The sequence below is a fragment of the Thermococcus pacificus genome, from assembly GCF_002214485.1.
In the GTDB taxonomy this organism is placed as follows: Archaea; Methanobacteriota_B; Thermococci; order Thermococcales; family Thermococcaceae; genus Thermococcus; species Thermococcus pacificus.
This window is the reverse complement of the sequence record NZ_CP015102.1, coordinates 1,277,575-1,303,713: the sequence shown is the minus strand read 5'-3', so window position 1 is coordinate 1,303,713 and position 26,139 is coordinate 1,277,575. Positions and strand designations below refer to the sequence as shown.

Annotated in this window: 27 protein-coding genes; 14 read left to right on the top strand and 13 right to left on the bottom strand. The window is 54.6% G+C overall.

Annotated features, from left to right (window positions below; genetic code table 11):
- Positions 1-53 precede the first annotated feature (53 nt).
- Together A3L08_RS07220 and pepQ are read right to left on the bottom strand one after the other, a co-directional pair.
- Positions 54-1,127 carry an mRNA surveillance protein pelota gene (locus tag A3L08_RS07220; protein WP_088854377.1) on the bottom strand — a complete coding sequence of 358 codons (1,074 nt, stop codon included), beginning with the start codon at positions 1,125-1,127 and terminating at the stop codon, positions 54-56.
- Positions 1,128-1,421: 294 nt separating this feature from the next.
- Positions 1,422-2,474, bottom strand: a complete 1,053-nt coding sequence (gene pepQ, locus A3L08_RS07215) for a Xaa-Pro dipeptidase PepQ (protein ID WP_198362151.1) — start codon at positions 2,472-2,474, stop codon at positions 1,422-1,424.
- A 79-nt stretch (positions 2,475-2,553) separates the two neighbouring features.
- Here pepQ and A3L08_RS07210 point away from each other — a divergent pair, with 79 nt between their 5' ends.
- The 4 genes from A3L08_RS07210 to A3L08_RS07195 all read left to right on the top strand — a co-directional run bounded on the left by A3L08_RS07210 (position 2,554) and on the right by A3L08_RS07195 (position 5,874).
- Positions 2,554-3,216 carry a haloacid dehalogenase gene (locus A3L08_RS07210; protein ID WP_088854913.1) on the top strand — a complete coding sequence of 221 codons (663 nt, stop codon included), beginning with the start codon at positions 2,554-2,556 and terminating at the stop codon, positions 3,214-3,216.
- 50 nt (positions 3,217-3,266) lie between these two features.
- Complete coding sequence (locus A3L08_RS07205) at positions 3,267-3,533, top strand: 50S ribosomal protein L35ae (RefSeq protein WP_088854375.1); 267 nt, start codon at positions 3,267-3,269, stop codon at positions 3,531-3,533.
- Between the two features lie 47 nt (positions 3,534-3,580).
- Positions 3,581-4,717 (top strand): tRNA (guanine(10)-N(2))-dimethyltransferase, encoded by a 1,137-nt coding sequence (locus A3L08_RS07200; RefSeq protein ID WP_088854374.1) that lies wholly within the window; start codon positions 3,581-3,583, stop codon positions 4,715-4,717.
- 62 nt (positions 4,718-4,779) lie between these two features.
- On the top strand, positions 4,780-5,874 hold the full coding sequence (locus A3L08_RS07195) for a VIT1/CCC1 transporter family protein (protein ID WP_088854373.1): 1,095 nt from the start codon (positions 4,780-4,782) through the stop codon (positions 5,872-5,874).
- Between the two features lie 32 nt (positions 5,875-5,906).
- Here A3L08_RS07195 and A3L08_RS07190 read toward each other — a convergent pair whose 3' ends face one another.
- From A3L08_RS07190 to A3L08_RS07180, 3 genes are all read right to left on the bottom strand, one after another.
- Positions 5,907-7,277: an MATE family efflux transporter gene (locus A3L08_RS07190; protein WP_088854372.1), complete on the bottom strand. Its 1,371-nt coding sequence runs from the start codon at positions 7,275-7,277 to the stop codon at positions 5,907-5,909.
- A 98-nt stretch (positions 7,278-7,375) separates the two neighbouring features.
- Positions 7,376-7,567 carry a 50S ribosomal protein L37e gene (locus tag A3L08_RS07185; RefSeq protein ID WP_088854371.1) on the bottom strand — a complete coding sequence of 64 codons (192 nt, stop codon included), beginning with the start codon at positions 7,565-7,567 and terminating at the stop codon, positions 7,376-7,378.
- Between the two features lie 26 nt (positions 7,568-7,593).
- Positions 7,594-7,824 (bottom strand): LSm family protein, encoded by a 231-nt coding sequence (locus tag A3L08_RS07180; protein ID WP_088854370.1) that lies wholly within the window; start codon positions 7,822-7,824, stop codon positions 7,594-7,596.
- A gap of 152 nt (positions 7,825-7,976) precedes the next feature.
- Between A3L08_RS07180 and A3L08_RS07175 the strand changes: the two genes are divergently transcribed.
- Positions 7,977-10,259, top strand: coding sequence for an alpha-amylase family glycosyl hydrolase (locus tag A3L08_RS07175; protein WP_088854369.1), 2,283 nt, complete (start codon positions 7,977-7,979; stop codon positions 10,257-10,259).
- A gap of 99 nt (positions 10,260-10,358) precedes the next feature.
- On the top strand, positions 10,359-12,071 hold the full coding sequence (gene glyS / locus A3L08_RS07170; protein ID WP_088854368.1) for a glycine--tRNA ligase: 1,713 nt from the start codon (positions 10,359-10,361) through the stop codon (positions 12,069-12,071).
- Here glyS and A3L08_RS07165 read toward each other — a convergent pair.
- Entirely contained in the window at positions 12,068-12,277 is a 210-nt protein-coding gene (locus tag A3L08_RS07165; protein WP_157721598.1) for a HepT-like ribonuclease domain-containing protein, read from the bottom strand. The two genes, glyS and A3L08_RS07165, sit on opposite strands and share 4 nt — an antisense overlap.
- A gap of 84 nt (positions 12,278-12,361) precedes the next feature.
- Between A3L08_RS07165 and A3L08_RS07160 the strand changes: the two genes are divergently transcribed.
- Genes A3L08_RS07160 through A3L08_RS07150 form a run of 3 tightly spaced genes read left to right on the top strand, consistent with a single transcriptional unit; the run spans position 12,362 to position 13,900 of the window.
- Entirely contained in the window at positions 12,362-13,099 is a 738-nt protein-coding gene (locus A3L08_RS07160; RefSeq protein WP_088854366.1) for a sulfite exporter TauE/SafE family protein, read from the top strand.
- 8 nt (positions 13,100-13,107) lie between these two features.
- A complete protein-coding gene (locus A3L08_RS07155) occupies positions 13,108-13,611 on the top strand; it encodes a DUF402 domain-containing protein (protein WP_088854365.1) in 504 nt (167 codons plus the stop codon).
- Between the two features lies 1 nt (position 13,612).
- Positions 13,613-13,900, top strand: coding sequence for a DUF167 domain-containing protein (locus A3L08_RS07150; protein WP_088854364.1), 288 nt, complete (start codon positions 13,613-13,615; stop codon positions 13,898-13,900).
- Positions 13,901-13,902: 2 nt separating this feature from the next.
- On the opposite strand, the gene A3L08_RS07145 is transcribed toward A3L08_RS07150, so the two are convergent.
- On the bottom strand, positions 13,903-14,265 hold the full coding sequence (locus tag A3L08_RS07145; protein WP_088854363.1) for a hypothetical protein: 363 nt from the start codon (positions 14,263-14,265) through the stop codon (positions 13,903-13,905).
- A 57-nt stretch (positions 14,266-14,322) separates the two neighbouring features.
- Positions 14,323-15,327 (bottom strand): phosphorylating glyceraldehyde-3-phosphate dehydrogenase, encoded by a 1,005-nt coding sequence (locus A3L08_RS07140; RefSeq protein ID WP_088854362.1) that lies wholly within the window; start codon positions 15,325-15,327, stop codon positions 14,323-14,325.
- A gap of 160 nt (positions 15,328-15,487) precedes the next feature.
- On the opposite strand from A3L08_RS07140, the gene A3L08_RS07135 reads away from it, so the two are divergent.
- Positions 15,488-16,246, top strand: a complete 759-nt coding sequence (locus A3L08_RS07135; protein WP_088854361.1) for a molybdopterin-binding protein — start codon at positions 15,488-15,490, stop codon at positions 16,244-16,246.
- A gap of 211 nt (positions 16,247-16,457) precedes the next feature.
- Positions 16,458-17,285 (top strand): translation initiation factor eIF-2B alpha/beta/delta subunit family protein, encoded by an 828-nt coding sequence (locus tag A3L08_RS07130; protein WP_088854360.1) that lies wholly within the window; start codon positions 16,458-16,460, stop codon positions 17,283-17,285.
- Positions 17,286-17,358: 73 nt separating this feature from the next.
- Here A3L08_RS07130 and A3L08_RS07125 read toward each other — a convergent pair whose 3' ends face one another.
- Entirely contained in the window at positions 17,359-19,518 is a 2,160-nt protein-coding gene (locus A3L08_RS07125; protein WP_088854359.1) for a Gldg family protein, read from the bottom strand.
- 141 nt (positions 19,519-19,659) lie between these two features.
- Here A3L08_RS07125 and A3L08_RS07120 point away from each other — a divergent pair, with 141 nt between their 5' ends.
- Positions 19,660-20,175, top strand: coding sequence for a cob(I)yrinic acid a,c-diamide adenosyltransferase (locus A3L08_RS07120; protein ID WP_088854358.1), 516 nt, complete (start codon positions 19,660-19,662; stop codon positions 20,173-20,175).
- Positions 20,176-20,200: 25 nt separating this feature from the next.
- Here A3L08_RS07120 and A3L08_RS07115 read toward each other — a convergent pair whose 3' ends face one another.
- The 4 genes from A3L08_RS07115 to A3L08_RS07100 all read right to left on the bottom strand — a co-directional run bounded on the left by A3L08_RS07115 (position 20,201) and on the right by A3L08_RS07100 (position 23,940).
- A complete protein-coding gene (locus tag A3L08_RS07115; RefSeq protein WP_088854357.1) occupies positions 20,201-21,463 on the bottom strand; it encodes an MFS transporter in 1,263 nt (420 codons plus the stop codon).
- Between the two features lie 79 nt (positions 21,464-21,542).
- The gene (locus tag A3L08_RS07110; protein ID WP_335755204.1) at positions 21,543-22,202 is read right to left on the bottom strand and encodes a DUF4097 family beta strand repeat-containing protein; all 660 of its coding nucleotides are present in this window, start codon (positions 22,200-22,202) and stop codon (positions 21,543-21,545) included.
- Positions 22,202-23,533, bottom strand: a complete 1,332-nt coding sequence (locus A3L08_RS07105) for a hypothetical protein (RefSeq protein ID WP_088854355.1) — start codon at positions 23,531-23,533, stop codon at positions 22,202-22,204. Before A3L08_RS07105 ends, A3L08_RS07110 begins: the two co-directional genes overlap by 1 nt.
- The gene (locus A3L08_RS07100; RefSeq protein WP_088854354.1) at positions 23,530-23,940 is read right to left on the bottom strand and encodes an ArsR/SmtB family transcription factor; all 411 of its coding nucleotides are present in this window, start codon (positions 23,938-23,940) and stop codon (positions 23,530-23,532) included. The genes A3L08_RS07105 and A3L08_RS07100 overlap by 4 nt, the downstream gene beginning before the upstream one ends.
- Before the next feature lie 209 nt (positions 23,941-24,149).
- Between A3L08_RS07100 and A3L08_RS07095 the strand changes: the two genes are divergently transcribed.
- Positions 24,150-25,028, top strand: a complete 879-nt coding sequence (locus A3L08_RS07095) for an AEC family transporter (RefSeq protein WP_088854353.1) — start codon at positions 24,150-24,152, stop codon at positions 25,026-25,028.
- A 45-nt stretch (positions 25,029-25,073) separates the two neighbouring features.
- A complete protein-coding gene (locus tag A3L08_RS07090) occupies positions 25,074-26,093 on the top strand; it encodes a M42 family metallopeptidase (protein WP_088854352.1) in 1,020 nt (339 codons plus the stop codon).
- The last annotated feature ends 46 nt before the right edge of the window (positions 26,094-26,139 follow it).

Sequence of the window (26,139 nt, the reverse complement as noted above, 5' to 3'; positions counted from 1 at the left end):
TCTGGACTAACAGTGAAAGACGAAACAGAGCTGGCTCGAAGTTGATAAAACATTCACTTCACCCTGAACCTCAGCAGGGCCGCAAGACCTCCCAGCGCCTTCAGCTTTTCGCCGCCTTCGTGCTCTGAGCTTACAACCACCACCTCACCGCGGGAATACCTGACCGCGTCCATCAGCTCCTCTATCTTCTCCCTGTGCTCTCCTTTGAGGAGTTCGTCCAGAACGAGGAGCGTCTCAACGGCACCGTAGTTTACCGCTTCCTCCACCTCTTTGAGACCATACGCCGCTAAGCCGTTGTTCCTTGCGATGTTCTCCAAAACCTTCTCGACTAGTTGGACTTCCTTGGCAACCCTGTTCTCGTGGTAGACCCTCTCAACGGTCCCGCGCTTGATGACTTCGTAGATGCCCGTTCTTCCCGTCACGCTCGTGTCCTCTATAACGACCTTCTTTGCAAGCTCCGGGTAGTTCTCCTGGAGGAACTTATAGAAGTCCTCCTTTACGAATCCAGGTCCAGCCACAATGGCTTTCTCGACGTTTTCGCGGTTCATAACTTCCTCCATCGTCTTTGCCACGTCGTGGAAGAACTTCTTCTCCTCGCTTTCCCTGTCGGTGTTGTAGCGCTTTCCGCCGAGGTTGTGGCGTATGCTGTTGAGTATCTCAACGCCGTACTCTCTGACGAGAGCCATATCTGCTTCTCCGTCGTCAATGACGACTATCATCACCCTTGCTCTCTTGGAGGCCTCAACCGCTTCCTTTAGCCTTTCGATGTGGTGCTCCTTCCAGCGGGGCTTCTCTATCGTAACGACAGTGCCTTCCTCTATCGCTATCGTGTGGTACTTGCTGAGGGGAACATCTTCCCTGCTCGCGTAGACTATCGGTCCGGTAACTCGAACCTGGTTGGCGAACTTGTGAAAGTTTATCTTTTCCGCTTTAACTCCGAGGAAAACCGGGATAACTTCAACCTTCTCAGCCCTTAGGGAATCGCTCCTCTGGCTCTGCTTGCGGAGGGTTTTTGCGTAGACGATATCGCCAGGGTCGATGATGTGATAGAGATGCCAGAGGTCGTCCAAAGTCTCAGCCTTGACCTTCACCTTGCCCTCTTTGACGTCCTGGTGGATTATCTGCATGGTATCACCCCGACTATTACGCCTGACCCTTAAGCCCTGCCGATAATACGCGGGTGGAGTTTTATCTTTTCCTGTCTGAGACCAGTTCATGGGTTTAATCCCTGTTTTTATATCACTTGTGGTGATACATAAGCAAAAAGTTTTTAAAGTGTGGAATCTGTGTATCACTGGAGGTGATATATGATGACCCCAATGATCTACGTGTGGTTGATAACCGTTGAGCGCGAGGCGAGGCAAAAACTTCAAAAGAAAACCTTAAAGCCCGACGATGCTTTTTAATTTTTAATTGCAGGCCTAAATAAGCTCCCTCTCCGTCTTGGTGAGCCTTCTGGCGCCGTTCTCCGTGATGACGATGGTGTCCTCTATTCTAACCCCGCCGAACTTCGGGAGGTAGATGCCAGGCTCGATCGTTATCACCATGCCGGGCTTAAGGACGGTCTCGTCGAACTGGCTAACCCTCGGCCACTCGTGTATCTCAAGGCCGACGCCGTGCCCAGTGGAGTGGATGAAGTGGTCTCCATAGCCGTACTCCGCTATGATGTCCCTCACGATGGTGTCGAGCTCCTTGGCGGTCATTCCTGGTCTCGCTGCCTCAACGCCCTTCTTCTGGGCTTCCAGAACAATCTCGTAGATTTCCTTCTGCTTCTCGTTGGGACTGCCCACAACTATGGTTCTCGTCATGTCGGAGTGGTAGTGCCTGTAAAGCGCTCCCTCATCGATGACGACAAAGTCACCCTTCTCTATCCTCTTGTCGCTCGCTACCCCGTGTGGTAAAGCAGAACGCCATCCGCTCGCGATTATCGTGTCGAAAGCCGGCTTTTCCGCTCCGTTCATCTTCATGACGTACTCCATCTTGGCCGCAATTTCTCTCTCGCGCTTGCCCTCGCTTATCTCTTCCAGAGCCGCCATCATGGCCATGTCGGCTATCTTACACGCCGCCTCGATGACCTCCAGCTCCTCCTTGGTTTTGATTATGCGGAGCTCCCTTATGACGTCATCGATGGGGGTGAAATCTTCAACGTTGGCTTTCTCCTTAAGCGTCTGTATTGTGGAGAAGCTCGTCTTCCCCTCAATCCCAAGCTTCCTGAGCTTGAGGGAGGAGAGCCTCTCGTAAAGCTCCTTTCCGGTCTTGAACTTTTCAACCGGGACCTTTGAGGTTTCCTTGGCCTCTTCGTATTCAAGCTCCGGAACTATGAAGGTTGCCTCGTCCGGCGTGACGACGAGGTAGCCGCCCAAGACAGGTGCGGAGCCTGTGAAATAGAAGAGGTTCTCGTGAGCCCTTATGAGAACGCCGTCGAGTTCTTTCTCGGCTATAAATTCCCTGAGCTTCTCGATCCTCATCTGCACCACCGCTCATGGTTGGCACCGGGGGATAAAACTCTTTCGGGCGGAAGCGTTATAACTTCGGATGGCCTTATATTCAACCATGGCGGTTTACCTCTTCGACTTCGATGGAACGCTCGTCGACAGCACAGGGGCGGTTGAAAAGGCCCTTAGAATAGCGATTGAGAAGACGATTCCTGCTGTGATAGAGAGCGACCTCTACGACGACTACTACAAGGCCCTCTTTCTCTTCATCAAGGGCAAGCTGACCTACCAGTACCTCGGCGTCATCCACGAACTCGTTGCCCAGGGCACGATACACGAATATTACAAGCTCATGCCGAAGTACATCAAGGACTTTCCCTTCGCCAGGCAGCTCGTCAGGACGCTCAGAAAGCGCGGCCGATATGTGATCAGCTTTTCTGGAGAGCACACCTATCCCGGTGGTAAAGTCATCTTCATGAAGAAGACGAACTGGTACGACGAGTTCGACGAGGTCATAACCTTCAAGGGCACGAAGGACATGCTGACGAAGTTCCAGACGCTGAGGGAGCTTCATCCAGACGAGCCTTTCGTCTGGGTGGACGACAGCCCGAGCAGGTTCACCTACATCCTCGACGAGAACACCCTGCTAGTTCAGAAGGCATCCCCCCACAAGAGCGACGTCGCGTTGCTCTTCGAGAGGCAGAACTTCATAAAGGTCAAATCCCTCCGCGAGATCCTTGAGATGGATGAGAGCTTAATTGACTTCGAGAACAAAGCTTAAAAATCCGGTTGGGAACCCCAGAACGGTAGGACTCGGTGGAGGTGAGGACGATGGCCAGGGTGAAGGCGCTCGTCCTTGCCTACGCCGGGACGAAGGAGCACCAGGACAACCACCACATGATTCTGAAGCCCCTCGGAATAGACGACAGGAACGAGGCCTCAAGGCTGATCGGCAGAAAGGTCGTCTGGAGAACCCCCGCCGGCAGGAAGATGTTCGGGAAGATTCTCAGGCCTCACGGCAACCGCGGCGAGGTCAAGGCCTACTTCAAGCCGGGCCTTCCAGGGCAGGCTCTTGGAGACTACGTCGAGATACTCTGAGGAAAACCCTTTAAACGCCCCCCACCTTTTCTTTCCCCGGTGAGAGAATGGAATTCGTTGAAGTGCGAGAGGGTTTAGCGAGGATACTCGTTCCAAAGGCGGAGAGGATATACGATGCCCCAGTTTTCTACAACCCGGTGATGGCGCTCAACAGGGACGTAAGCGTATTAGCTGTCAAGATCATCCAGCCAGGGAAGGCTCTAGATGCGCTCTCTGCAACGGGAATTAGGGGCATCCGCTACGCCCTCGAAACTCCCACGGGGGAGGTCTGGCTCAACGACATAAGCGAAGAGGCCTTCAAACTCATACTGAGGAACGTTGAGCTTAACCTCGGGGTTGAGGGGAAACCGGTCGGCGAGAAGCGAGTGGCCTTCGAAGGCGAGAAGAGGATCGTGGCAAACCTCGATGATGCAAACAGGCTGATGGCCGAGAACTTCCGCTACTTCGACTTTCTTGACTTGGACCCCTTCGGCTCGCCTGTCGAGTTCCTTGACACCGCCTTAAGGAGCGTGAAGAGGAGGGGCGTTTTAGCCGTTACAGCAACGGATACCGGAGTCCTCTGCGGGGCCTACAGAAACGCGTGCCTGCGCAAGTACCTCGCGGAGCCGATAAGGGGCGATCTTTGCCACGAGGCCGGGCTGAGGATCCTCATCGGGACTGTTGTGAGATACGCGGCCAAGTACGACCTCGGCGTCGATGTCCTCCTCGCCTACTACCGCGACCACTACTTCAGGGCCTTCCTCAGGCTGAAGAGTGGGGCTAAAAAGGCAGATAAAAGCCTGAGCCAGCTCGGTTACCTGTGGCAGGATGAAAACGGGAGGTTTGAGTACGCGGAGGGATTCCTCCCGGAGAGACCGAAAGCGCACGGCCCGCTCTGGCTCGGCCCTCTGAAGGACGGGGAATTCGTTGAGAGGCTGGTTGAGGCGGCGAGGGAGCATCCTTTGGCTCACAGAAAGACGCTTCCCTTCGTAGAACTCCTCAATGAGGAACTGGACGTTCCCTTCCTCTACGACACCCACGCATTGGCGAGGAGGAACGGCCTGCAGGCAAGAAAGCTCTCGGACATGATTGAAATCCTTGAAGGGAAAGGCTACAAAGCAACTAGGACGCATTTCTCTCCGAAGGCCATCAAAACGGACGCGCCCATTGAGAAAGTGCTTGAGGCACTCAGGGTCCTTCAATGAACCGGCCAGACTTCCGATACTCATTTAACTATCCTTCGGAACTTTTAATAGGGGGGAGAAAAATGGACGAGATGCTCAAGCTCGCGAGGGGGTTCTACAGGGACGAGTACGCTGATTCGGTGCTCTACGCTCAGCTCGCCAAGACCGAGAAGGACGCGCGCATAAGGGAGGAGTTCCTCAGGCTCTCAAACATAGAATCAAAGCACGCCAAGTTCTGGCACGATTTTGTCAGAGCTCGCGGGGGAGAGGTTCCGAAGCCAAAGGTCAGAAAGCTCTCGATTCTCAGCACCAAGCTCCTCAGAAAACTCCTCGGCCCCGGGGCTGTGGCTTCCCTGCTGGAGATGGGCGAGAACAGCGCGATTCAGAAGTACTTCAAGTACCTCACAACCTATGCCGACAAGTTCACGGACGAAGAGATGGTGAGGATAAAGGACGTCATCCTCGACGAGCTTGAGCACGAGAGGTTCTTCTACGAAAGTAAGAAGCGCTTCCACGTCGAGAACATCAGGGACTTCGTGCTGGGAATGAACGACGGCCTTGTTGAGATCCTCGGTGCCGTCACCGGTCTTTCCGCTGTCTACCCCGACAGCCCGCAGCTCGTTGGAATAAGCGGCCTCATCGTCGGCGTCGCCGGGGCGCTTTCGATGGCGATAGGAGCGTTTATCTCTGTCCGCTCCCAGAGACAGGTAAACGAAGCTGTACAGGGGAGGATGGAGGTTCTCTTCAAAGTCTCGCCGGGGAGGGTGAAGGAGGAGCTTGTTTCAAGACTTGTGGAGGGCGGCGTGCCGAAGGACGTGGCTGAGAAGACGGCGGAGGAACTTGCCCAGAAGGGAGACGCGGTTATGAGGCTCCTGATTCAAGAGACGGACGAAAACGAACTCCGCTCCGCGCTCTATACTGGCCTCGCGTACCTTCTTGGAGTGGTGTTCCCCGTTACGCCCTACTTCCTCGCCTCAAGCTCCCTGACGGCCCTCCCGCTCTCGGTGCTCTTCGCTGGGACTGCCTTAGCGGTCGTGGCCTCGCTGATTTCCCTGCTGTCGGGCATCTCAGTCAGGAAAAAGGTCGTAGAGATGGTGACAACGGGTTTAGGAGCAGCATTCTTGAGCTATCTCTTCGGGAGGGCAATGGAGGCGCTCTTCCACGTCTCGGCGCTTTAGAAGCGGCTGGTCCCTCAGCAACTTCTTTTTGTTCACACCTTCACGTACTTCCACTTTCCCCTCTTGAACGCCCACCAGAAGAGGGCCGCAGTAGCGAACGTCTCAAGGCTCATAGCTATCCAAGCGGCTACGACGCCAAGCCCCTCAAAGTGAATCTGCCCAATCGTGAACCCAAAGCCGAGAATGTAAGCCGGGATTATGCGGAAGAGGAGCTTGCTGACTGCAGTGATGTACATTGGGGTCTTTGTGTCACCTGCACCCCTCAGAGCACCGCTGAGAACGAAGAGCCAGCCGAGGGGTATCTCGCTTATTCCAACTATTATGAGGTAGATGCTCGCGAGGCGCATCACTTCACCGTAGTGCGGGTCGCTCGGGCTTATAAAAGGCATCACCAGGTAGCGCGGGAAGACGATCAGGATGAATGCCATGATGCCCATGAAGAGGCCCACCATTTTGAGGGCCTCGTAGACGAAGCGCTCCGCCTTCTCCGGCTTTCCCTCACCGAGGCTCTGGCCCACGAGGGCGGAAGCGGCCACGTTGAAGCCGAAGGCCGGCATGTAGGCTATGCTCTCAACGCGCAAGCCGACCTGGTGCGCGGCCAAAGCTATCGTTCCGAAGCGCGTGACTATGCTCATGTAGAGGAAGTTGTAGAAGCTGAAGAGGCCCCGCTCAACCATTGTGGGAAAGCCAATGCGCAGGATTCTCTTCGCCATTTCCGGATGAAAGCTCCAGCTTGGCTTAAACATGAGGACCAGCTTCCCGCGCCAGAGGAGGTAGAGAACTATCAGCATCGAGGTGGTTATACCTATCCCAGAGGCCCAGGCAGCCCCAACGGCGCCCAGCCTGGGGAAGCCGAGCTTGCCGTAGATGAGGAGATAGTCAAAAACCGCGTTGATGACGTTCATCAGTATGCCCAGCTTCATCGGCGTTTTCGTGTCCCCCGCGCCCCTGAGGGCGGAGTAAGCCGTGAACCCAACGAACCTCACGGGGTAGAAGGCGAAAACAACCCTGAGGTAATCGTATCCGAGCTCAACAACATCCGGCCCGGCGCCCATTATTCTGAGGATGTCGTCCCCGAAGAACCAGCCGAAGAGCATGACCGGAATTCCCAGGAGAAACGCCAGATAGAGGCTCTGCTCGAGGGCAAGGGTAGCGTTCTCCTGGTCTTTGGCACCGACAAACCTCGCAACGAGGGCGAGGGTTCCCGTAGAAACTGCCATCATTATGGGCATCATGAACCAGCTGACCTGACCGCCGAGACCGACAGCGGCCAAAGCGAGTGCACCGAGCTGGCCGACCATCATCATATCCACTAGGTTGAGCAGCGTCTGGGAGATGTTGCCCATTATGGCGGGCCATGCCAGTGCCCAAAGCCTTCGCTGGTGCTCGTTGAGGTGTATCATTAAGACGTCCCTCTAAACGGTTAGAGAAGAGTTTATGTTAATAAGGGTTGCGGTAGCTGATCAGAAACGAGCCGATAAACTATAGAAAAGAAAAAGGGTCAGTACTTGAGGTTCCTCTTCTTCTTCCACTTGTGGGACCAGCTGTACTTCCTCATGCGCCTGCTCCTGCCGAAGCCACAGGCGGCGCAGTAGCCCTTCTTGGCGTTGAAGGCGCGCCTTCCGCAGCGCCTGCACCTGATGTGAGTTGGAGTGTGGTTTCTCCTGCCCTTTGGCTCTGTTCCCGCTCCCATTGTATCACCCCATTAGCTCGCTAATCTCACTCAAGCTCGACCGGGGAGATTGCCAGAACGTTGTCTCCCCTGATGACGATTTTACCGTACCTCTTAACGACCTCGCCCTCCTGAATAAGGTCTGCATCGGCGAGGACGACGTTCAGGTGGATGTCGTAACCGATAAGCTTGCCCCTAAACTCCGAGCCCCTCTTCAGGAGCACGAGGACATCCTTGTCAAGGGACTTGTGGACAACATCGAGTGGTCTTTCCGCCATTTTCACGCACCTCCAAATAATCAAAGCTCATAGCCTTAACGAGGAGAACGGTTTATAACTCTTTCTCTCTGGCCTTCGGCGGTGTCCCAGAGAATCTCACCGCCCCAGAAAGCCATATAACTTATATCACCAACGGTGACTATGGTGGGATCATGAGAAAGACTGGCTTGCTGATTGTTCTCCTGCTTCTGGTCTCGGTGGCCAGCGGCTGCATCTCCCAGGGAGTGGAGACACCAACGACGCCAATGACAGGCCCAACGACCACAACTTCATCATCTTCATCCATCATGACGACCTCCACACCTCCGGAGAACAGACTTGAACTTCCTAAGGGCAACTACTCCCCGATTTACACAGGTTCAGAAAAGGGCTGCGCCTCCGGAAGGGTTCCTGTGACCTTCACCTATGACTCAGGAAACAAAACCGTCACATCGATCAGCCTGCGCGGTAGCTTCAACGACTGGGACGAGTGGCCGATGAAGGAGATAAACGGAACGTGGACGATAACCGTCTGCCTCGCTCCCGGCAAGTACCAGTACAAGTACTTCATCAACGGCCAGTGGGTTAAGGACATGTCCAACGACGGCACTGGAAGGCCCTACGATCCAGATGCTGACGGCTACGTTGACGACGGCTACGGCGGAAAGAACGCGGTGAGAATAGTTGAGGGAAGTGCAGCTTTCTACGTGGACTTTGACCCAAGCGATCCAGCTTACCTGAGCATCGCAGACAACAGGACTGTGATAAGGTTCGAGGCGAAGAGGGGCACGGTAAGCTCCGCCACCCTCGTGACCGACAGAGGGAACTACACGATGAGGCTCCAGGTCTGGTGGGACTCTGGAGAGATGTGGCGGGCGGAGGTTCCACTTGTTGAGCCCGTCAAGTATTACATCCTCCTGAGCTCAGCTGATGGGGAGAGGTTCGCCGTCCTTAACACGAGCGAGAACCCCTTCTTCAGCTTCGACGGCGTTGACCGCTTCCCCCAGCTGGAGTGGGTGAGCAACGGGATAACCTACCAGATATTCCCGGACAGATTCAACAACGGGAACAGGAGCAACGATGCCCTCGCCCTCGACCACGACGAACTTCTCCTCAACCAGGTCAACCCCGGAACGCCGGTACTCTCCAACTGGAGCGACCCGATAACGCCGCTCCACTGCTGCCACCAGTACTTCGGCGGCGACATAAAGGGCATCACCGAGAAGCTCGACTACCTGCAGAGCCTCGGAGTCACGATAATCTACCTCAACCCCATCACACTCTCCGGGAGCGCCCACGGCTACGACACCTACGACTACTACAGGCTCGACCCGAAGTTCGGAACTGAGGAGGAGCTTAGAGAGTTCCTCGATGAAGCGCATAAGAGAGGAATACGGGTAATCTTCGACTTCGTGCCCAACCACTGCGGAATCGGAAACCCTGCCTTCCTCGACGTCTGGAAAAACGGGAACCAGAGTCCCTACTGGGACTGGTTCTTCATCAAACAGTGGCCCTTCAAGCTGGGCGACGGAAACGCCTACGTCGGCTGGTGGGGGATTGGCAGTTTGCCGAAGCTCAACACCGCCAACCCGGAGGTTAGGGAGTATCTCATCGGTGCTGCCCTTCACTGGCTCGACTTCGGCTTCGACGGTATAAGGGTCGATGTCCCCAACGAGGTTCTCGACCCCGGAGTTTTCTTCTCTGAACTAAGGAAGAGGGTCAAGGAAAAGCACCCGGAGGCCTACCTCGTCGGCGAGATATGGATGCTCTCGCCTGAGTGGGTTAAAGGAGACCGCTTCGACTCGCTCATGAACTACGCCTTGGGGAGAGACATACTCCTGAACTACGCGAAGGGCCTGCTGAGCGGTGAGACGGCGATGAAGATGATGGGACGCTATTACGCGAGCTACGGTGAGAACGTCGTCGCGATGGGCTTCAACCTCGTCAGCTCTCACGACACTTCAAGGGTCCTCACCGACCTCAGTGGCGGTTCACTGGGGGACACCCCGACGAACGAGTCAATCCAGCGGCTCAAGCTTCTTTCGACGCTCCTCTACGCCCTCCCAGGAACGCCCGTGACGTTTCAGGGCGACGAGAGAGGACTTCTCGGCGACAAAAACCACTACGACGAGCAGCGCTACCCTATACAGTGGGACGAGGTAAACGAAGACGTGCTGAACCACTATCGGGAGCTGGCAAAGCTGAGGAGGAAAACTCCAGCGCTCAGGAGCAGCGCCATAAGGTTCTACACCGCTGATGGCGGAATGATGGCTTTCTTCAGGGGGCATAACGACGAGGTTCTCGTCGTGGCGAACAGCTGGAAGAGTCCAGCGGAGCTAGAGCTCCCACCCGGCGAGTGGAAGGTCGTCTGGCCGGAAAACTACAACGGCCCAACGGTAGTGTCCGATGCCATCGAGGTTCCCCCAATCAGCGTCCTCGTGCTGGAGAGTGGCTGAAGCTCTCCCACCCCCCTTCTCATTTCCTTGACAAACTGACGACGGTGCTCCCAAAAGCTTTTTATGAAATCCCCTTACTCCAGTTTCAGGTGGTGAGCGATGGGAGAAAAGCCCGACAAGTACGAGGTTCTGCAGGATTTGATGAGGAGGAGAGGCTTTGCCTGGGGCAGCTTTGAGATATACGGCGGTTCACGCGGATTCTATGACTACGGCCCGCTCGGGGCGGCGATAAAGCGTAAAATTGAGCGGAAGATAAGAGAGGCCTTCCAGAGGGAGGGCTTCTTCGAGCTCGAGACGCCGGACATAACGCCGGAGAAAGTCTTCATAGCGAGTGGCCACGTCGAGAAGTTCGTCGACCCGCTGGTGGAGTGCCAGAAGTGCGGGGCAAGGTTCAGGGCAGACCACCTCGTAGAAGAGGCTTTGGGCATAGACACCGAGGGCATGAGCGCCGAGCACCTCACCCAGCTCATTAGGGAGCATGACATACGCTGCCCGGAGTGCGGCGGCGAGCTCGGCGAGGTCTGGTACTTCAACCTCATGTTCGAGACGAAGATAGGCCCCTACGGCGACCAGAAGGGCTACCTGAGGCCCGAGACTGCCCAGGGCATCTTCGTCAACTTCAGACGCTTAAACGCCTTCGCGAGGAACAGGCTCCCCTTCGGCGTGTTCCAGATCGGAAAAGCCTACCGCAACGAGATTTCTCCAAGGCAGGGGATGCTCCGCCTCAGGGAGTTCACGCAGGCGGAAGCGGAGATATTCTTCAATCCCAACGAAACGGAGCATCCGCACTTCGACGAGGTTAAAGACGAGGTTCTCCGTCTCTATCCAATAGAGCACCAGCTCAAGAACCTTGGAGAAATTGAGATAACCGCTGAAGAGGCTGTGAAGAAAGGATACATCATGAACACCTTCTTCGCCTACTACATGGTTATGGTGAAGCGGGTTCTCCTCGACATCGGCATCCCGGAGGACAAGATACGCTTCCGCCAGCAGCTGCCGGAGGAGAGGGCCCACTACTCCCGCGACACCTGGGACGCAGAAATCTACAGCGAGCGCTTCGGCTGGGTGGAGTGCGTTGGAGTAGCCAACCGCGGCGACTATGACCTCAGCAAGCACATGAAGATGAGCGGGGCTGACCTTACCGTCCTCATCCACTACGACGAGCCGAAGATAGTCAAGCGCCTCAAAGTAAGCCTTAACATGAAGCGCGTCGGTCCGAAGCTCAAGAAGGACGCCAAGAGGATAAACGACCTCATCCAGAGCTGGGACGAGGAGAAGAAGCGCGAGCTGGTAGAACTCCTTGAGAAGAACGGTAAGATCGAAATCGAGGGCTATGAGCTTGAGAAGGACGACTTCATAATCAAGGAAGTCGAGGAGAAGGTAACGGGCGAGAAGATAGTCCCCCACGTCCTTGAGCCGAGTTTCGGCATAGACAGGCCGTTCTACCTGCTCCTGGAGAACAGCCTCGTTATTGAGGAGGACAGGACCTATCTCAGGCTCAAGAAGGACATGGCCCCGATTGAAGTAGCCGTGCTTCCTCTCGTCGCCAAGGAGCCGCTCAAGAGCATAGCCTACGAAATCTCCAGAACCCTCCAGAAGGCTGGCTTCATAGCCGTCTACGACGAGAAGGACACCGTTGGGAGGAGGTACATGCGCTACGACGAGATAGGTACGCCCTACTGCGTTACCGTCGACAACCAGACCCCAGAGGACGGCACAGTGACGATCCGCGACCGCGACACGAGGGAGCAGGTGAGGGTGAAGATCGAGGAGCTTCCTGAAAAGCTGAGGGAGCTGATCTTTGGGAGCTAGCACTCCGTCTCAATGATTTTCTCAATTTCCTCCTTCAATTCTTCAAGCTGAGAACTCACGATGACCCAAACCACCGAAAGGTCAACACCGAAGTAGTGATGAACGACAACGTTTCTAAGGCCTACAATCCGTCTCCAAGGCACAGTAGGGTATTCTCTTCTTATGTCTTTGCAAACCCCCTCGATGTCTTCTAGCCTCCTAATCATGGACACCTATGACTTCCAAGGATGAAAATTATTTGGTGGCATCATTTTCGGCACTGATTTAAGGAGTTCCACCAACTTAAGCATATGCAGACCGCACTGCTGTCCATGGTATCTCTGATAGCGGGGTTCATCGGCTCCCTCATGAGCGGCGGGAGCATCATTATATTCTCGCTGCTAACCTTCCTTGACCTTCCAGTCCAGACTGCCGTGGGCACGCTAAAGGTAGCCATAACAGCGCTGACGTTCGTCTCGTCGGTGACGTACTATCGCGGCGGCGCCGTGGAGGTTGAAAGCGCCCCCTATCTTGTCGCCTCATCCATCCTTGGCGCCTTGGCCGGCAGTTACTTCTTTGCTTCCCTTTCAGAGAGGACGGCGGGTATGGTGTCCCTTCTCTTCCTCTTCGCGGGCGTTTACGTTTCGCTCAAAGGCGAACCGGAGGGGTTGATATTCACCGTGAAAAAAGCCCATAGGCTGGGAATTTCAGCGGCAGGTTTTTTAATCGGGGTCTACATTGGCATCCTTGGCATAGCTTCCACGCTCATAGTTATAGCCGCCCTGAGGGCATTCTTTGGGATGGACATGCTCCAGGCCAACGGCACGGCGAAGATCCTCATATTTTTCAACAACCTCACCGCGGCCGTTGTGTACGGGCTTGGGGGAAACATAGACTACGCGCTAGTGGCCCCACTACTCGTCCCGGTGTGCATTGGAGCGTGGATCGGGGCGAGGGCCGCCATGAAGCTCGGGGGCGAAAAGCTCAGGTGGGTTTACCTTCTCATCGGCTCCGCAACTGCCTTAAAGCTTCTGAGCGAGCTGTTTTGAGGGATACTATGAAGAGAATCCACCTCACCTACCGCCGTATCCCGAACCGCGTCCTTGAGAGGGGCGATGAAGTAATAGCCGATTTGGGCGACGTTATCGTCGCCAGGTCCCGCTTTGAGGGAATGCTTGCCCCTTTGAAAGTGAACGGCGTGAAGGTGATAGACAACGGCTATGGAATGGTCTACTTCGCCTTCGTCGGAAAGAACTACGATATTTTGAAGGTCTATGACGAAGAGGGAAACTTTAAGGGCCTCTACATTGACGTGCTCGCCTATACAAAGAGGAAAAGAGATACAATAGAGATGCTCGACCTTTTTCTCGATATATTCATCTTTCCAAGCGGTGAAGCCGTTCTTCTCGACGAAGACGAGCTGGAAATGGCCCTGAACTACGGGCTGATCGACAGAAAAACCTTTGAGTTCGCCTACTCAGTTGCCAGAAATATACTCGAAAAGCTTAAACGCGACGAGTTCCCGCCTCAAATCGTGTGGGAGTACGAGTGGGGGTATTGAGATGGCGAAGTTTATCAAAGAGACGAAGGAAGGAACGCTCCTCTTCATTCATGTCCAGCCGAAGGCGAAGAAGAACGCTATTGAAGGAATAGACGAGTGGCGCGGCCGCCTGAAGGTCAAGGTAAAGGCTCCACCCGTCGAGGGGAAGGCGAACAAAGAGGTGGTGAAGTTCTTCTCGAAGCTCCTCGGCGCGGAGGTTGAGATCGTGAAGGGCGAAACGAGCAGGGAGAAGGACTTGCTCGTGAAGGGGTTGAAAGCAGAAGATGTGAGGAAGAAGCTCGGCCTCTGAGCTCAGCGGTACTTCAGGAAGAGCATGTAGAAAACCGCTCCCCCCGCCAGAACTGCCCCGAGAACAAAGCCGTAGAGGGATATTTCTCTCTTTTGCCTCACCGCCAGGGTATAGCAACCGGTCTCGCTCGAATAGCGGTATTTGATGTCCGCCCTTCTCAGGAGCACCTTGTCCCCGTGAACAAGCAGAACGTCGCCAGTTCCCGCGGAGACCTTTAGGTAACCGTTCGAGACGCTGACGGTGTATACCCCGAGCTTCCCGTATGAGCCATCGCAGAACGTCCCCTTCACCAGCTGCCCGGGCAGCAGGAAGGCCAGAACCATCAATAAAAGGCCGGTCACCAGGACGTATTCCTCAGCGTCCATAGCCCATCGAAAAGAGATGGGAGAGGAGCTTAAATGCCTTCCGGCGCCCACTTCAATTCACTTCAAAATCCCCAGGCTCCTGTTCGTCTTCTTTATGCTCTCCCACTTGTCGGCCAGCTCGAACATGGCCCTTATTGCATCGACGTTCTCCGGAACCACGTCGCTCTCCTGGTGCACCGCCTGGATGTAGAAGAGCCTGTTTCCGCGGACGCTGATGCTCTCCTTCCAGACCGCTATCTCGTAGAGGTTGTTCCACTCGCGGTGCAGATCGCGGGCGAACTCTATGAGCTGGGCCGTGCTATCAAAGCCCTTCTCCTTCTCAAAGAGGAGAACCCTGGTCGTGTTCTCGAAGACCTCAATGACGTCCTTTTCGGTTATGGGCTTCTTGAGCTCTATCATGACGCTGTGGACGTGCATGAGCGTCGTCGGCACGACGAACGCGGAGGTCTCGATGTTAATCGGGATAACCGTCTGCACATCGGGACCGTGGTGCGATGGAACGGTAACGCTCGGCGTTATCGCGTTGACCGGGCCGCGCCTGGAGTCGTTAGGGTCTGCTGCGCGGCGTATCATCACCGCGTAGACGTAGTCGATGTACTTCTGCAGGGCCGAGAGCGTTCTGGTTAAGCCGGTCGTGTTGCAGGAGACAACCCTGACGTAGTCTTTTCCGAGAGCCTTCTCGTAGTTGGCCTGGGCCACGAAGGAGACCTCTGCGGTTGAGGCCTTCTCACCGCCCTCAAAAATAGCCTTAACGCCGGCCTTCTCGTAGAGTGCTTTATTTTTGGCCCCCATCCCCCCGGGCGTTGCGTCAACGATGACGTCAACCTTCTCCAGGAGGTCGTTTAAGGTGCCCGCAACCTCAAAGCCGGCCTTTTCAAAGCGCGGGAGAAAGTCCTCGCTCGCGGCATAAACTGGGATTCCAAGCTCTTTAGCCCGGTAAGCTTCGAAGTCAGGCTTCGTCTTCGTGACGCCGATGAGCTCCATATCGTCCTGCTTTGAGACCGCGTAGGCGACGCGCTTTCCAATGGTTCCGTAACCGTTAATTCCCACCTTGACCTTCACCACAACCACCGGGAATTTTACAGTGGTAAAATACTTAAGTCTTGTTTTCACTCGTGGTGAAAAGTGGTTCAACAGGCTCAGATTTTAACACGTACCTGCAAACTCCCTCCGGGCGCTGGGGTTATAAGGCTCTCCTACGTAAGAAGCACAGGTGGTGGAGATGTTCGCTGAGATACTGACGGTAGGCGATGAACTTCTCACTGGAAACACCGTTGACAGCAATTCGACATTCATAGCCCAGAGGCTCACCGAGAGGGGCTACTGGGTGAGAAGAAAGACCACCGTTGGAGACGACGTTGAGGAGATAAAGACCGTTATCCGCGAGATTCTGGACAGAAAGCCGGAGGTCCTGGTTATCTCGGGTGGGTTGGGACCTACCCACGACGACGTTACAATGTTAGCTGTTGCCGAAGCTTTGGGAAAGAGGCTCGTTCTCTGCGAGGAGTGTCTGGAGAAAATCAGGACCTTCTACGAGAGGCTCCACCGCGAGGGCTACATAGATGACCCGGAGCTCAACGAAGGGAGAAGGAAGATGGCCTACCTGCCGAAGGGGGCGGAGCCGCTGGAGAACACGGAGGGAGCGGCTCCTGGAGCCTACATCGAGCACGATGGCGTTAAAATATTCGTCCTTCCAGGGATGCCGAGGGAGATGAAGGCTATGCTAGAAAACGAAGTCCTTCCAAGGCTCGGCAGGAGGAAGTTCATCCAGAGAAAGCTCCTGGCGGAGATAACCGACGAGAGCAAGCTCGCGCCCCTGCTCATAGAGACCCTGGAGCGCTTCAACGTCAGGATTCACTCCTCGCCGAAGGGCTTCGGGAAGTACATCGGGATAATAATCTTCGGCGAGAATGAGGAGGAGATAGAACGCGCCAAGGCCTTCATGGAAGGGAAAGGAGTTCGTTTCGAGGAGGGCTGGTAGCGAAAGGGTGATAAAGCTTCGCGAGATAGTTAGCGAGGAGGAGCTCAAAGAGGCTCTTTCGGAGATTGCAAGAGAAACCGGTTCAAGAGCTGCGGATGCTTACTATGTCCCCCCGCGAAGATAAAAGGGGCCGTCCTCGTGACGGGGGATAGGAAAATGGCTGAGATTTCAAGAGAGTTGGTGTTAAAGTAATCCTGCTGGAGTGATGACCATGCTACCCCAAGAGATCCGCATTATACTCGAAGAAATGCGCTCCGAGAGGATAAGGGGCGCGAGCTGGCTCGCGATGAAAGGGGCGGAGGCGTACATTGCCCTCGCGGACCTGCTCGAGGGAGAGGAGCTGGAGAACGCCCTCAGGGAGATGAAAACCGAAATCCCCGCAGTTAACAGAACGATGGCGTCACTCTATAACCTCTCTCGTTTCATTCCTGTGACCGGAAACCCCGAGGTCGTGAGGGCCAAAGCAGAAGAGTTCATCCGCCTTGCCGAAGAGGCCAGACGCGAGATTGGAAACATAGGGGGCGAGCTTATAGACGAGAACGAGGTTGTAATAACCCACTCCTTCTCATCCGCTGTTCTGGAGATATTTAAGGCCGCCGGTAGGAAGGGAAAGCACTTCAAAGTTGTTCTCACCGAAAGCGCACCGGACTACGAGGGACTGGCGCTGGCGAGGGAGCTGGAAAAGTTGGGGATTCCCTTTGAGATTATAACCGACGCCCAGCTCGGCCTCTTTGCGGAGAAGGCGACACTCGCGCTCGTCGGCGCGGACAACGTCACCCGGGACGGTGCGGTTGTCAACAAGGCCGGAACCTACCTCCTCGCTCTGGCATGCCACGATAACGGCGTTCCATTCTATGCAGCCGCCGAGAGCTTCAAGCTCCACCCAGTGATGACCTCCAGGGATGTTGAACTAGTGGAGAGGCCCTACGCGAGGCAGGGCCACAGAATTAGGAACTACCTCTTTGACGTTACTCCATGGCGCTATGTCCGGGGTGTGATAACGGAGTTCGGGGTTCTGGTGCCGCCGAAGGAGATATGATAAGATTCCGGCGGAGGTCAGAAAACCGGGTGAAGCAGAAAAACTGAAAGTGAAGAATGTGGGGAAGAGGCGCTCACTCCTGGTGGGCGAGCCAGAGGAGCGCTCCCTTTATGAACGGCCAGTTGCTGTCGATGTACTTGTTGTAGTAGCTGTCGCTGAGAGCCTTGCTTGAGCCGTAGGCGATTATTCTTCCAGTTCCAACCTCAACGGCCGCCGCGATGACAGGCTCGCTTCCCTTCTCGAAGACGACGTTTCCGTCGGCGTCAACGGAGTAGCCGGTGTCGTAGGCCTTGATGAGCCAGACAGCGCTTCCACCTATGGTGAGGGTCTGGCCGTTGTAGTACATAGTCCAGTCGTCGGGCACAAACTTCATCGCCGGGTGGTCCTTGTTGTAGATTCCGACGAACGGGTAGTATGGCCTGCCGCTGTTCTGCTCGTCGTCCATAAGCTCATCGGCGTTGAACTTAATGCCGTACTTTCCGACTATCGCGTTGAGGTTCTCGGTGTTGGCGTACTTGTACCAGTCTCCGAGTATGAAGAGACCTCCACCGTTCTCCACGAACTCCTGAATGGCTTGGGCTTCCTCATCGCTGATGTCATCGGTCGGGTTCGTGATTATCAGGACATCGTACTCCTGGAGCTTCTCATAGGTTATCGTTTCGGTGTTTACATCGACGATCCAACCGAGCTCGTTCTTGATGTTGTTTATCAGGGTTGAGAGGCCGCTCTGATCGGTTTTTGTTGGGTTGTAGTACTGGCCGTGGGAGGCGTCAATCAGAACTTTGGGTATGGTTATCGTTATGTTCATGCTTGGGCTCATGTTGGTCTGGTTGGACGGAATGGTCTCGTTGCCTGGAGTAACCTCCGACTCATTACTTGGCACGGTCTCATTAGACGGCTGCTCCTCTGCTGGTGGATTGCAAATCGGCATTATTACGTTATAATTCTTCCAGAGGACGGGAACTACAAAGTTTAGTTCATTCAGGAGTTTTTCTGCCGAGAGGGACGCCTTCCGGGCATGGATCATTACTGCAAAGTAATACGAGCTACCCAGGTATGGGTTTTTCAAGGAAGTTTTCTGGTTCAGCTTGGTGTAAATTTGGTGTTCGAGATCCATTTCCTCTTTTAGCTTATGAACTATCTGTATCTCAGGTTCGATATCTCCTAAGTTTACACCACATTTATCAAACTCCTGAAGTATGAATGTCATGTTTTCATACAAAGGCAGTATTTGGTTTAAGAATTCATTGTATCTTCTCTCATAGTAATAAGTCAGCCCGTAGGCAATTGAATGTGGAGCAGGAATAACCCATGTCTTAAGTTCGATCGAGGATCCCTCTGCAAATATCGAGAGTGTATGCATCCCACTGTCATTCGAAAGTACGTAGACCGTGATTTCCTTGGATTTGCCCAAACCCAACTCGAATTGCTCATCGTGAAGCAGGACACCATCTAAAAGGACTTTTAGGTCTACTGTGGTGTCTTTGTCTCCCTCATTCTTTACAGTTACCCAGACTGGAGACGAAACTCCTTGAATAATGGCATAATACTCGACATTGGTAATCTTGACGGCAGGATTGTAGAGCTCCCAGCTGAGAGGAATAACCTCGTATGAGTTCCTGTAAACGTAAACAAGCCCCGTGAGATACTTAAACTTGGCGCCTGGTTGTAGGTCCGAGGGAAGGCTACTGTAAGAGAACACGTAGGCTTCACCGCTTCCATCGTCGATCCAGAGCTTAGTATAGCCTCTGTCATACCGGTCTATTATCTTTGCGTCCACGAATTTTACCAAGACGCTTTGGTATTCTGATTTGTCGTAGTCCGCCGTCGGGATAACCACTGGCTCTGGCACTTCTGCACTGCCAACTACGTTGTAATACTCCCCGTACCTGGGGTTCACGGAAAGTTCTCTGAGCCCGTCATAATATTTGGGAAAGCCATAGACCTCCACCAGATCCCCGGGTGTAACCGCTGGGTGTGAGTTGTAGCCGGTATAAACATATATTCCAGTGTAAGGACCAGTCCCATTTTGTATTGCAAACCCGCTGTTATCGACATAGGTGACGATGCCCCTGGTAAGGATGTCACCGTTATACGCGTACTCGTCAAAGTTCTGGTTGAGTTCAATCAGTGGGACGTACGTTGCGTCATTTGCCTTTACTGGCTTCACTGCCCAGGTTGGAATCAGACTCAAAATCAAAATCAGAGTTATTGCCATTGCTGATTTCCTCATTGGAATCACCAAAAAAAGTAATGATGAAGATGTATAAATAAGTTTTTACCATACCTATTTCAAACCAGTTATCGCATTTAGTAGCTATTCAAACCAAAAACGATAAAATCTTGGCCTGAGAATTCCTTTGGGGTGATCAAAATGTCCATTACCACGAAAACCGGGGACAAAGGTTTAACCGGCCTTTTCACCGGCGACCGCGTTGCGAAGTACTCGCCGATAATGGAAGCCAACGGGACGCTAGACGAGCTTGACAGCTTTCTCGGTGAGGCGAAACACTACATTCCAGGGGAGATGGCGGAGATACTGGAGAGGGTACAGGTTCAGCTCTACGACCTCATGGCCGAGCTGGCGAGCAAGGGAAAGTACGCGAAGGTTGGAGAGGAGGACGTGAAATGGCTCGAAGGACTTATCCACAAGTACGAAGAGGAGGTTCAGCTCAGGGCTTTTGTTCTGCCTGGCTCAACGATAGCGAGCGCCAAACTGGACGTCTGCAGGGCCATAGCGAGGAGGGCCGAGAGAAAGGTTGCAAAGCTCGTCCTCGACTACGGCTTCGGAAACAACGCACTGGTTTACCTCAACAGGCTCAGCGACCTGCTCTTCATAATGGCGAGGGCGATAGAGAAGAGGGAGGGGAAGCTGAAAGAGGTCAGGTAACCCCCTATTTTCCCTCGACTGCGCTTCAGGCGATCTCCGGAACCTCCGGTTCCGACCTGGTTACCTCAGCCTCCAAGTGCCCCTCAAGGAGACTGCCGTAGCGAAGGTAGTAGTAAGCGGTCACAGCAATCCCCAGGAATCCCGAAACGGCAAACAGGACCCATGCCGGGACGTAGTCAAGGGCAAAGCCGACGAGCGCCATACCTGCGGGGATTGTCATGCCCACTATGAGGTCGAAGACGGAGAAAATCCTCCCCCTCAGTTCGCTGGGTATCGCCTTCTGGAGCTTCGTAACTATCGGGACGTTCACAAGGGCGTTGAAGAAGCCGTCAACGGCGTTGAGGCCCATGAAGAGGGCGAAGAGTGTGAGGGCGCTCATGCTGAGGAGGGGCGATATTAGGATGGCCAACACAAGGACGAGGCCCAGCTGTACAAAGAGCGCGCGGAAGAGCATACCCTCCGCCCTGCTGCCGAGCTTCGCCATTATCGCGACGTTCCCCAGGAGCATGCCCACCATGAACGCCGTCTGGAGGAAGCCGAACCACTGACTCGAAAAGGCCAGCTCCACCCTGTAAACGTAGGGGAGAGCCACGGCGAAGACGGGGTTGAGGAGGAAGTTTATGAAGAGGGCGTAGCTGAGTATAACGGTCAGGTATTTGTTCGAGCGGAGGAAGGCGATGCCCTCCCTCAGGTCGTCTACAACCTCTCCGAGGGACTCTATTTTCCTCGAAGTCCACTCGTAGTGAATGAACGCCTCGAACAGGCCCGAGCCGAAGAAGCTGGCCGCGTTTATGAGTATCGCGAGCCTTATCCCGCCGAAGGCGTAGATGATGCCGCCGAGGGCCGGGCCAGCTATCCTTGCTATCACGCCAAAGCTCTGGAGGAGTGAGTTCGCGGAGGCGAGCTCTTCCTCCCTCACGAGGTCCGGGTACATCGCTCCGGTAGCCGCGCCAAAGAAAGTCCCCATAATGCTCATAGCGACCTGGACAACGAGGAGCTCCCTTATCCCAAGCATGTCAAGGCCGATGACCGCGAAGAGAAGGAGGCCCCTCAGTATGTCCAGCCACACCATGAGGTTCTTCCTGTTGTAGCGGTCGCCTACTACACCGGCTATCGGCGAGAGCAGCGCCCTGGGAAGTATCTCCGCTATGATGAAAAGGCTCATCATGGAGCCGCTCCTGGTCTGGTCGAGCACGTAGAGCGGTAGTGCAACGTCCTGCACCGCCCAGCCGAGCTGCGATACGAAGCGGCCCACCGCGAAGAGCCAGAAGTCCCTGTTGAACCTCATACCATCCCCTCGTTCATGTTTTCAAGGTCCACTTAATTCGGTAATTAAGTTTTTGATTAATTAAACAAGAGTGGGAGCCTCAGACCAGCTCCACCCTCACGCTCCCGTTCACCGTGCTGACCTTAACCTCGTAGTCGCCGGTTCCAATAACGGGGTTCTCTGGGTCAATCCCAACGAAGTGGACCCCGCCGTTCACAGCCTTTGCAGTTATCCTCGCATCGCAGAAGTCGGTGAGGTAGAGTGCTACGCCTCCGTTGACGGTGCTGACCTCGACGTCGCCCTCAAGGTCGTCCAGCGTTATCTCAATGTTCCCGTTGACGGTTGATGCTTTGAGAGGGCCTGCAACCTTCAGGTTAGCCCTTATCCTGCCGTTTACTGTGGAGAGCTTCTCCGCCTCGCAGTCCTCAAGGCTGATCCGTCCGTTAACCGTTGTAACTTCCCCAAAGCGCACGTCCTTGGCTTTGAGCTCGCCGTTCACGTTCTTGGCGTTTACAACGACAGCTTTGGGCACCTTCAGGTTTATTTCGGCCCATCCGCCCTCTCCGAACAGGTTGAGGAACCTCTTCTTCGGCTCCTCCTTTATTATGAGCTTATCCCCCCTCTTCTTGATCTCGACGTCCACCTCGCCGTGCCTGGTGTAGTCAACTTCCACGTGGCTTTGCTCCCAGCCCTCGATATTCAGCTTTCCGTTCACGGCCTTTATCTCGACTTCCTTAACGTTTTCAAAGATCATCCTCATCACCCGAGATAGGCCATCAGCTCGTCTATCAGCTCCTTGACGCGCGAGTTGAGAGCGGCCCTGTTCACGCCGAAGCCCTCGATCAGCTCGGCGCTCTGCTCCTCGACTATCTCCTTCGCCTTCCCTATGACCAGCTGGCAGGCCTCTTGGCTCACTATCGTGTAGCTCTTGCCGCCAACCCTTATCCTGACCTTTCCATCGGAGGCCGTGATTACGGTGTCATCTATCCTGAGCTTTGCACGCCTTTTGCCGACGGTTATCGAGAGCTCACCGGATTTTAGGGAGACGTAGTCCCTCGAAAGTCTCAGCGCCTCTTCCCCGCTCCTGTATGTCACAGAATCGCCGACCACCTCGATGCTGTATTCTTCGGTCTCTATGGCCAGCCTGTCGCCAGCCTTGGTGAGCTGGAAGCCGTTTCCAAGCTCTCTGATCGTTACCATGTCCTCCGGAGGGCTCACAGGTTTGCCATCGTGGACGTGGATCGGGCCGACCTTCACCTTCTCGCCGTGGGGCGTCTCGACGACCTCGACGAAGGGCAGCTTGACGTACTGGAAGCCGTCTCCCTCGTAGACTTTGACGACGCCCAGGTCCACGACCTTTGCGCGCTCCTTGTTCCTGTAGAGCCTGTCCGGGTTGAGCATGGCCTGAACCCTCTCGACGAAGGTGGGATCAGCCTTCTCCTTCGCACCGCCGAGCTTCCGTGAGGTCCAAACTACAACAGGCGGAGATAGAAGCTTTTTCACCCTGCCGAGCGGCGTCTCAGCTTCAACCTCAACCTCGCCGTCAATTACCCAGCCGACGGTCTTCCTTCCAACCTTGACCGGGTAGGCCTTTCCGCTCCCGCTCAGCCTGACATCTCCAAAGTCCGCTCCGCTGAAGGAGTAGGCCTTCCTCTCGACGGTGAACCACCTCCTCGAGCTGAGCCTCCTGAATGGAGTCCTTCCAACGAGGAGGCCCGCTATTGAGAGCACGACGAAGTATGCGAAGGCAGTTCCGGCCGTAAGGAGAGCATCATCGCCGCTCAGGTTTTCTGGCAAACCTATCCACCTGCTACCGACGAAGAGCAGGACCGAGACCCAGAAGAATGCCTTGGCTAAGGCAAAGATAACCCCTGACACGGTAACTCCGAGCCACTTTCCGACGCCCAGAAGTTCGTAGGCGAAGATAAGGCCTATTATGGCCCAGACTATGTACTCCAGGTAGGCCTCAAGCCTGAGCGGTTCCCTGAATATCCAGACGAGTATCAAGACGGCGGTTACCTTTTTCAGGAAATCTGCCACCCTGAACCTCAGGCCCTCTTCGGGATAACCATAAATCCACCAGCTGCTCATTCTTCCACCTCCTCAAGGGCAGTAATTATCTCGAGCAAACGCAAAAACAAACGTCCGTTGGGCGAGATCTCGTACTTCTCCCCTTTTTTCACCATCCTCGTTTTCATAAGGAGCTTTAGGTGGTGGGAAACTGTTGGGCTCTCGACGCCGAGTGCTTCCTTTATATTCTTGAAGCCCATTGGGCTCTTGGAGAGCATCTTGAGTATCCTTATCCTGTCAGGGTTTGCAAGGGCTTTGAGGGTCTTCGCCGCCTTCTCCTCGTCGAGTTCTGGGAGCTTCCCTCCCTCGAGTTTCCTCCGCAGGCGGGCCTTTATGGAGAGCATGACCTCGTCTACTGGGTCTATGTTCTCCTCAAGCACCTCCAGCCTCTTCTTCAGCTCTTCGAGCTGAACTTTCAGGTCCTCCATGCTACCACCGGGTACAGATTTTTGTAGTACACTTTTCTGTACTAAACTCGGCCTGTAGGTATATATAAGTTTATTGGTTTTGGACCTTGAAAGTAAAGCCGGTGGGTGAAATCCCCAAGAGTCTCCAAGAGCGTAGAAATCGCACTAGGGAATCATTCCACGGGAGGACACTCGACACACTTTTAAACGCTGAGACCGTTGGTTAAACCATGAACATCGTCGAGATGCTCGCGCTTATAGCACTCGGATACATTCTAAAACTCGCCCTAAAGGACGAAAGGCCCTTTGACTGGCTACGCCGTATCACTAACGACGTACTCTTGGCTTTCTTCGTCTTCGGCAACGTGGCGAGCAAGGATTTGGCCTACCTGCTCAGCATAAAGACCGTTTTCCTCTACGTCTTCATCATAATCGCCATAAGCCTGGGCTTCTCCTACCTCTACGGGAGGTTCGTTCTCAAAAACGACCCCTGGGCCGGGGCTTTGATGGTCCTCTCGGTTTACCCGAACACTGCGGCGCTGGGCTTTCCCATAGCGAGCCTCTTCCTGAGTGACATAACTCCTGCGATTCTCTACTCGACGACCAATTCAATGATTGTAATCCCAATCGTGACGTTCATAGCGGCCCACTACTCGAGCGGCGGCGCGAGCGTTAAGGAGAGCTTTCTCAAGGCTTTAAAGTTCCCGCCGACGCTGGGGAACCTCCTTGCGCTTGGCCTCGTTATCGCGGGAATAAAACTGCCCGGCTGGTTCATTGAGCCGATTAAAACCATCGGTTGGTGGAGCATCCCTCTCCTCTTAATATACTTCGGCTCGCGGATAACACTGAGGGCTTTCGAGCTTAGAAAGCTCCTTGAAGTTGGAACCTTCAGGATTGCGATTCCTTTCGTTTTTGTCTTCCTAACCCTCCGCTGGGCGAGCAGGGATGTTTTCTACTCAGTCCTTGTGGAGGCCAGCATGCCGCCGGCCATAGCGGCCAACGCGATTTTAGCTCAGTATAGGCTGAAGGCGGAGGAAGCCATAAGCGTCACATTCGTGCTCACCCTGCTTGTCATCGGGCTTTTCATGGCCCTGAAGGCCCTCCTCTGACCGATGCCTTTTTAGCCCTTCGAAGAATTTTTGAAAGGTGATAACATGGAGCGTGTCGTCGAGATTCTGAAGGAGATACTTGAAGTGCCCTCACCGACGGGCTACACGAAGGAGGTTCTGGCCCACATCGAGAAGAAGCTCAACGAAGCTGGCATTAAGACCTACTACACGAACAAAGGTGCACTCATAGCGGGCAACCATCCAGAGCCGGAGCTTGTGATAGCGGGCCACGTTGACACTCTCGGAGCGATGGTAAAGGGAATTCTCCCAGATGGTCATTTAAGCTTCACGAGGATTGGCGGCCTTCTCCTGCCGACCTTTGAGGGCGAGTACTGCACGATAATCACCCGCTTCGGGAAGAAGTTTAGAGGAACGCTCCTCCTCAAGAACCCGAGCGTCCACGTGAACAGGGAAGCCGGGAAGAAGGAGCGCAAGGAAGAGAACATGTACATCCGCCTCGACGAGCTTGTTGAGAAGAGAGAGGACACCGAGAAGCTCGGCATAAGGCCTGGTGACTTCGTGGCCTTTGATCCAAAGTTCGAATACGTGAACGGCTTCGTCAAGGCACACTTCCTCGACGACAAGGCGAGTGTCGCGGTTATGATTGACCTGCTTTTGGAGCTTGGGGCGGAAAAGCTGGAGAAGCTCCCGGTGGCGTTCTTCTTCTCACCCTACGAGGAGGTCGGCCACGGCGGCTCGGCAGGCTATCCACCGAGCACTAAAGAACTCCTCGTCGTTGACATGGGCGTCGTCGGGGACGGTGTTGCCGGAAAGGAGACGGCCGTTTCAATAGCGGCGAAGGACTCCAGCGGGCCCTACGACTACGAGATGACGACCAAACTAATCGAGCTTGCTGAGAAGAGGGAAATACCTCACGTTGTTGACGTCTTCCCATACTACGGCTCCGATGGAAGCGCCGCTCTAAGGGCCGGCTGGGACTTCCGCGTTGCCCTCATTGGCCCAGGGGTGCACGCAAGCCACGGAATGGAGAGGACGCACGTTAAAGGGCTTCTGGCCACGAAGGAGCTGATAAAGGCCTACATTGAGGATAAGTTCGGAAGGTGAGCTTTTCTCTCCCTTTAGATTTTGTGGCAGAAAAATGGAGAGGTTT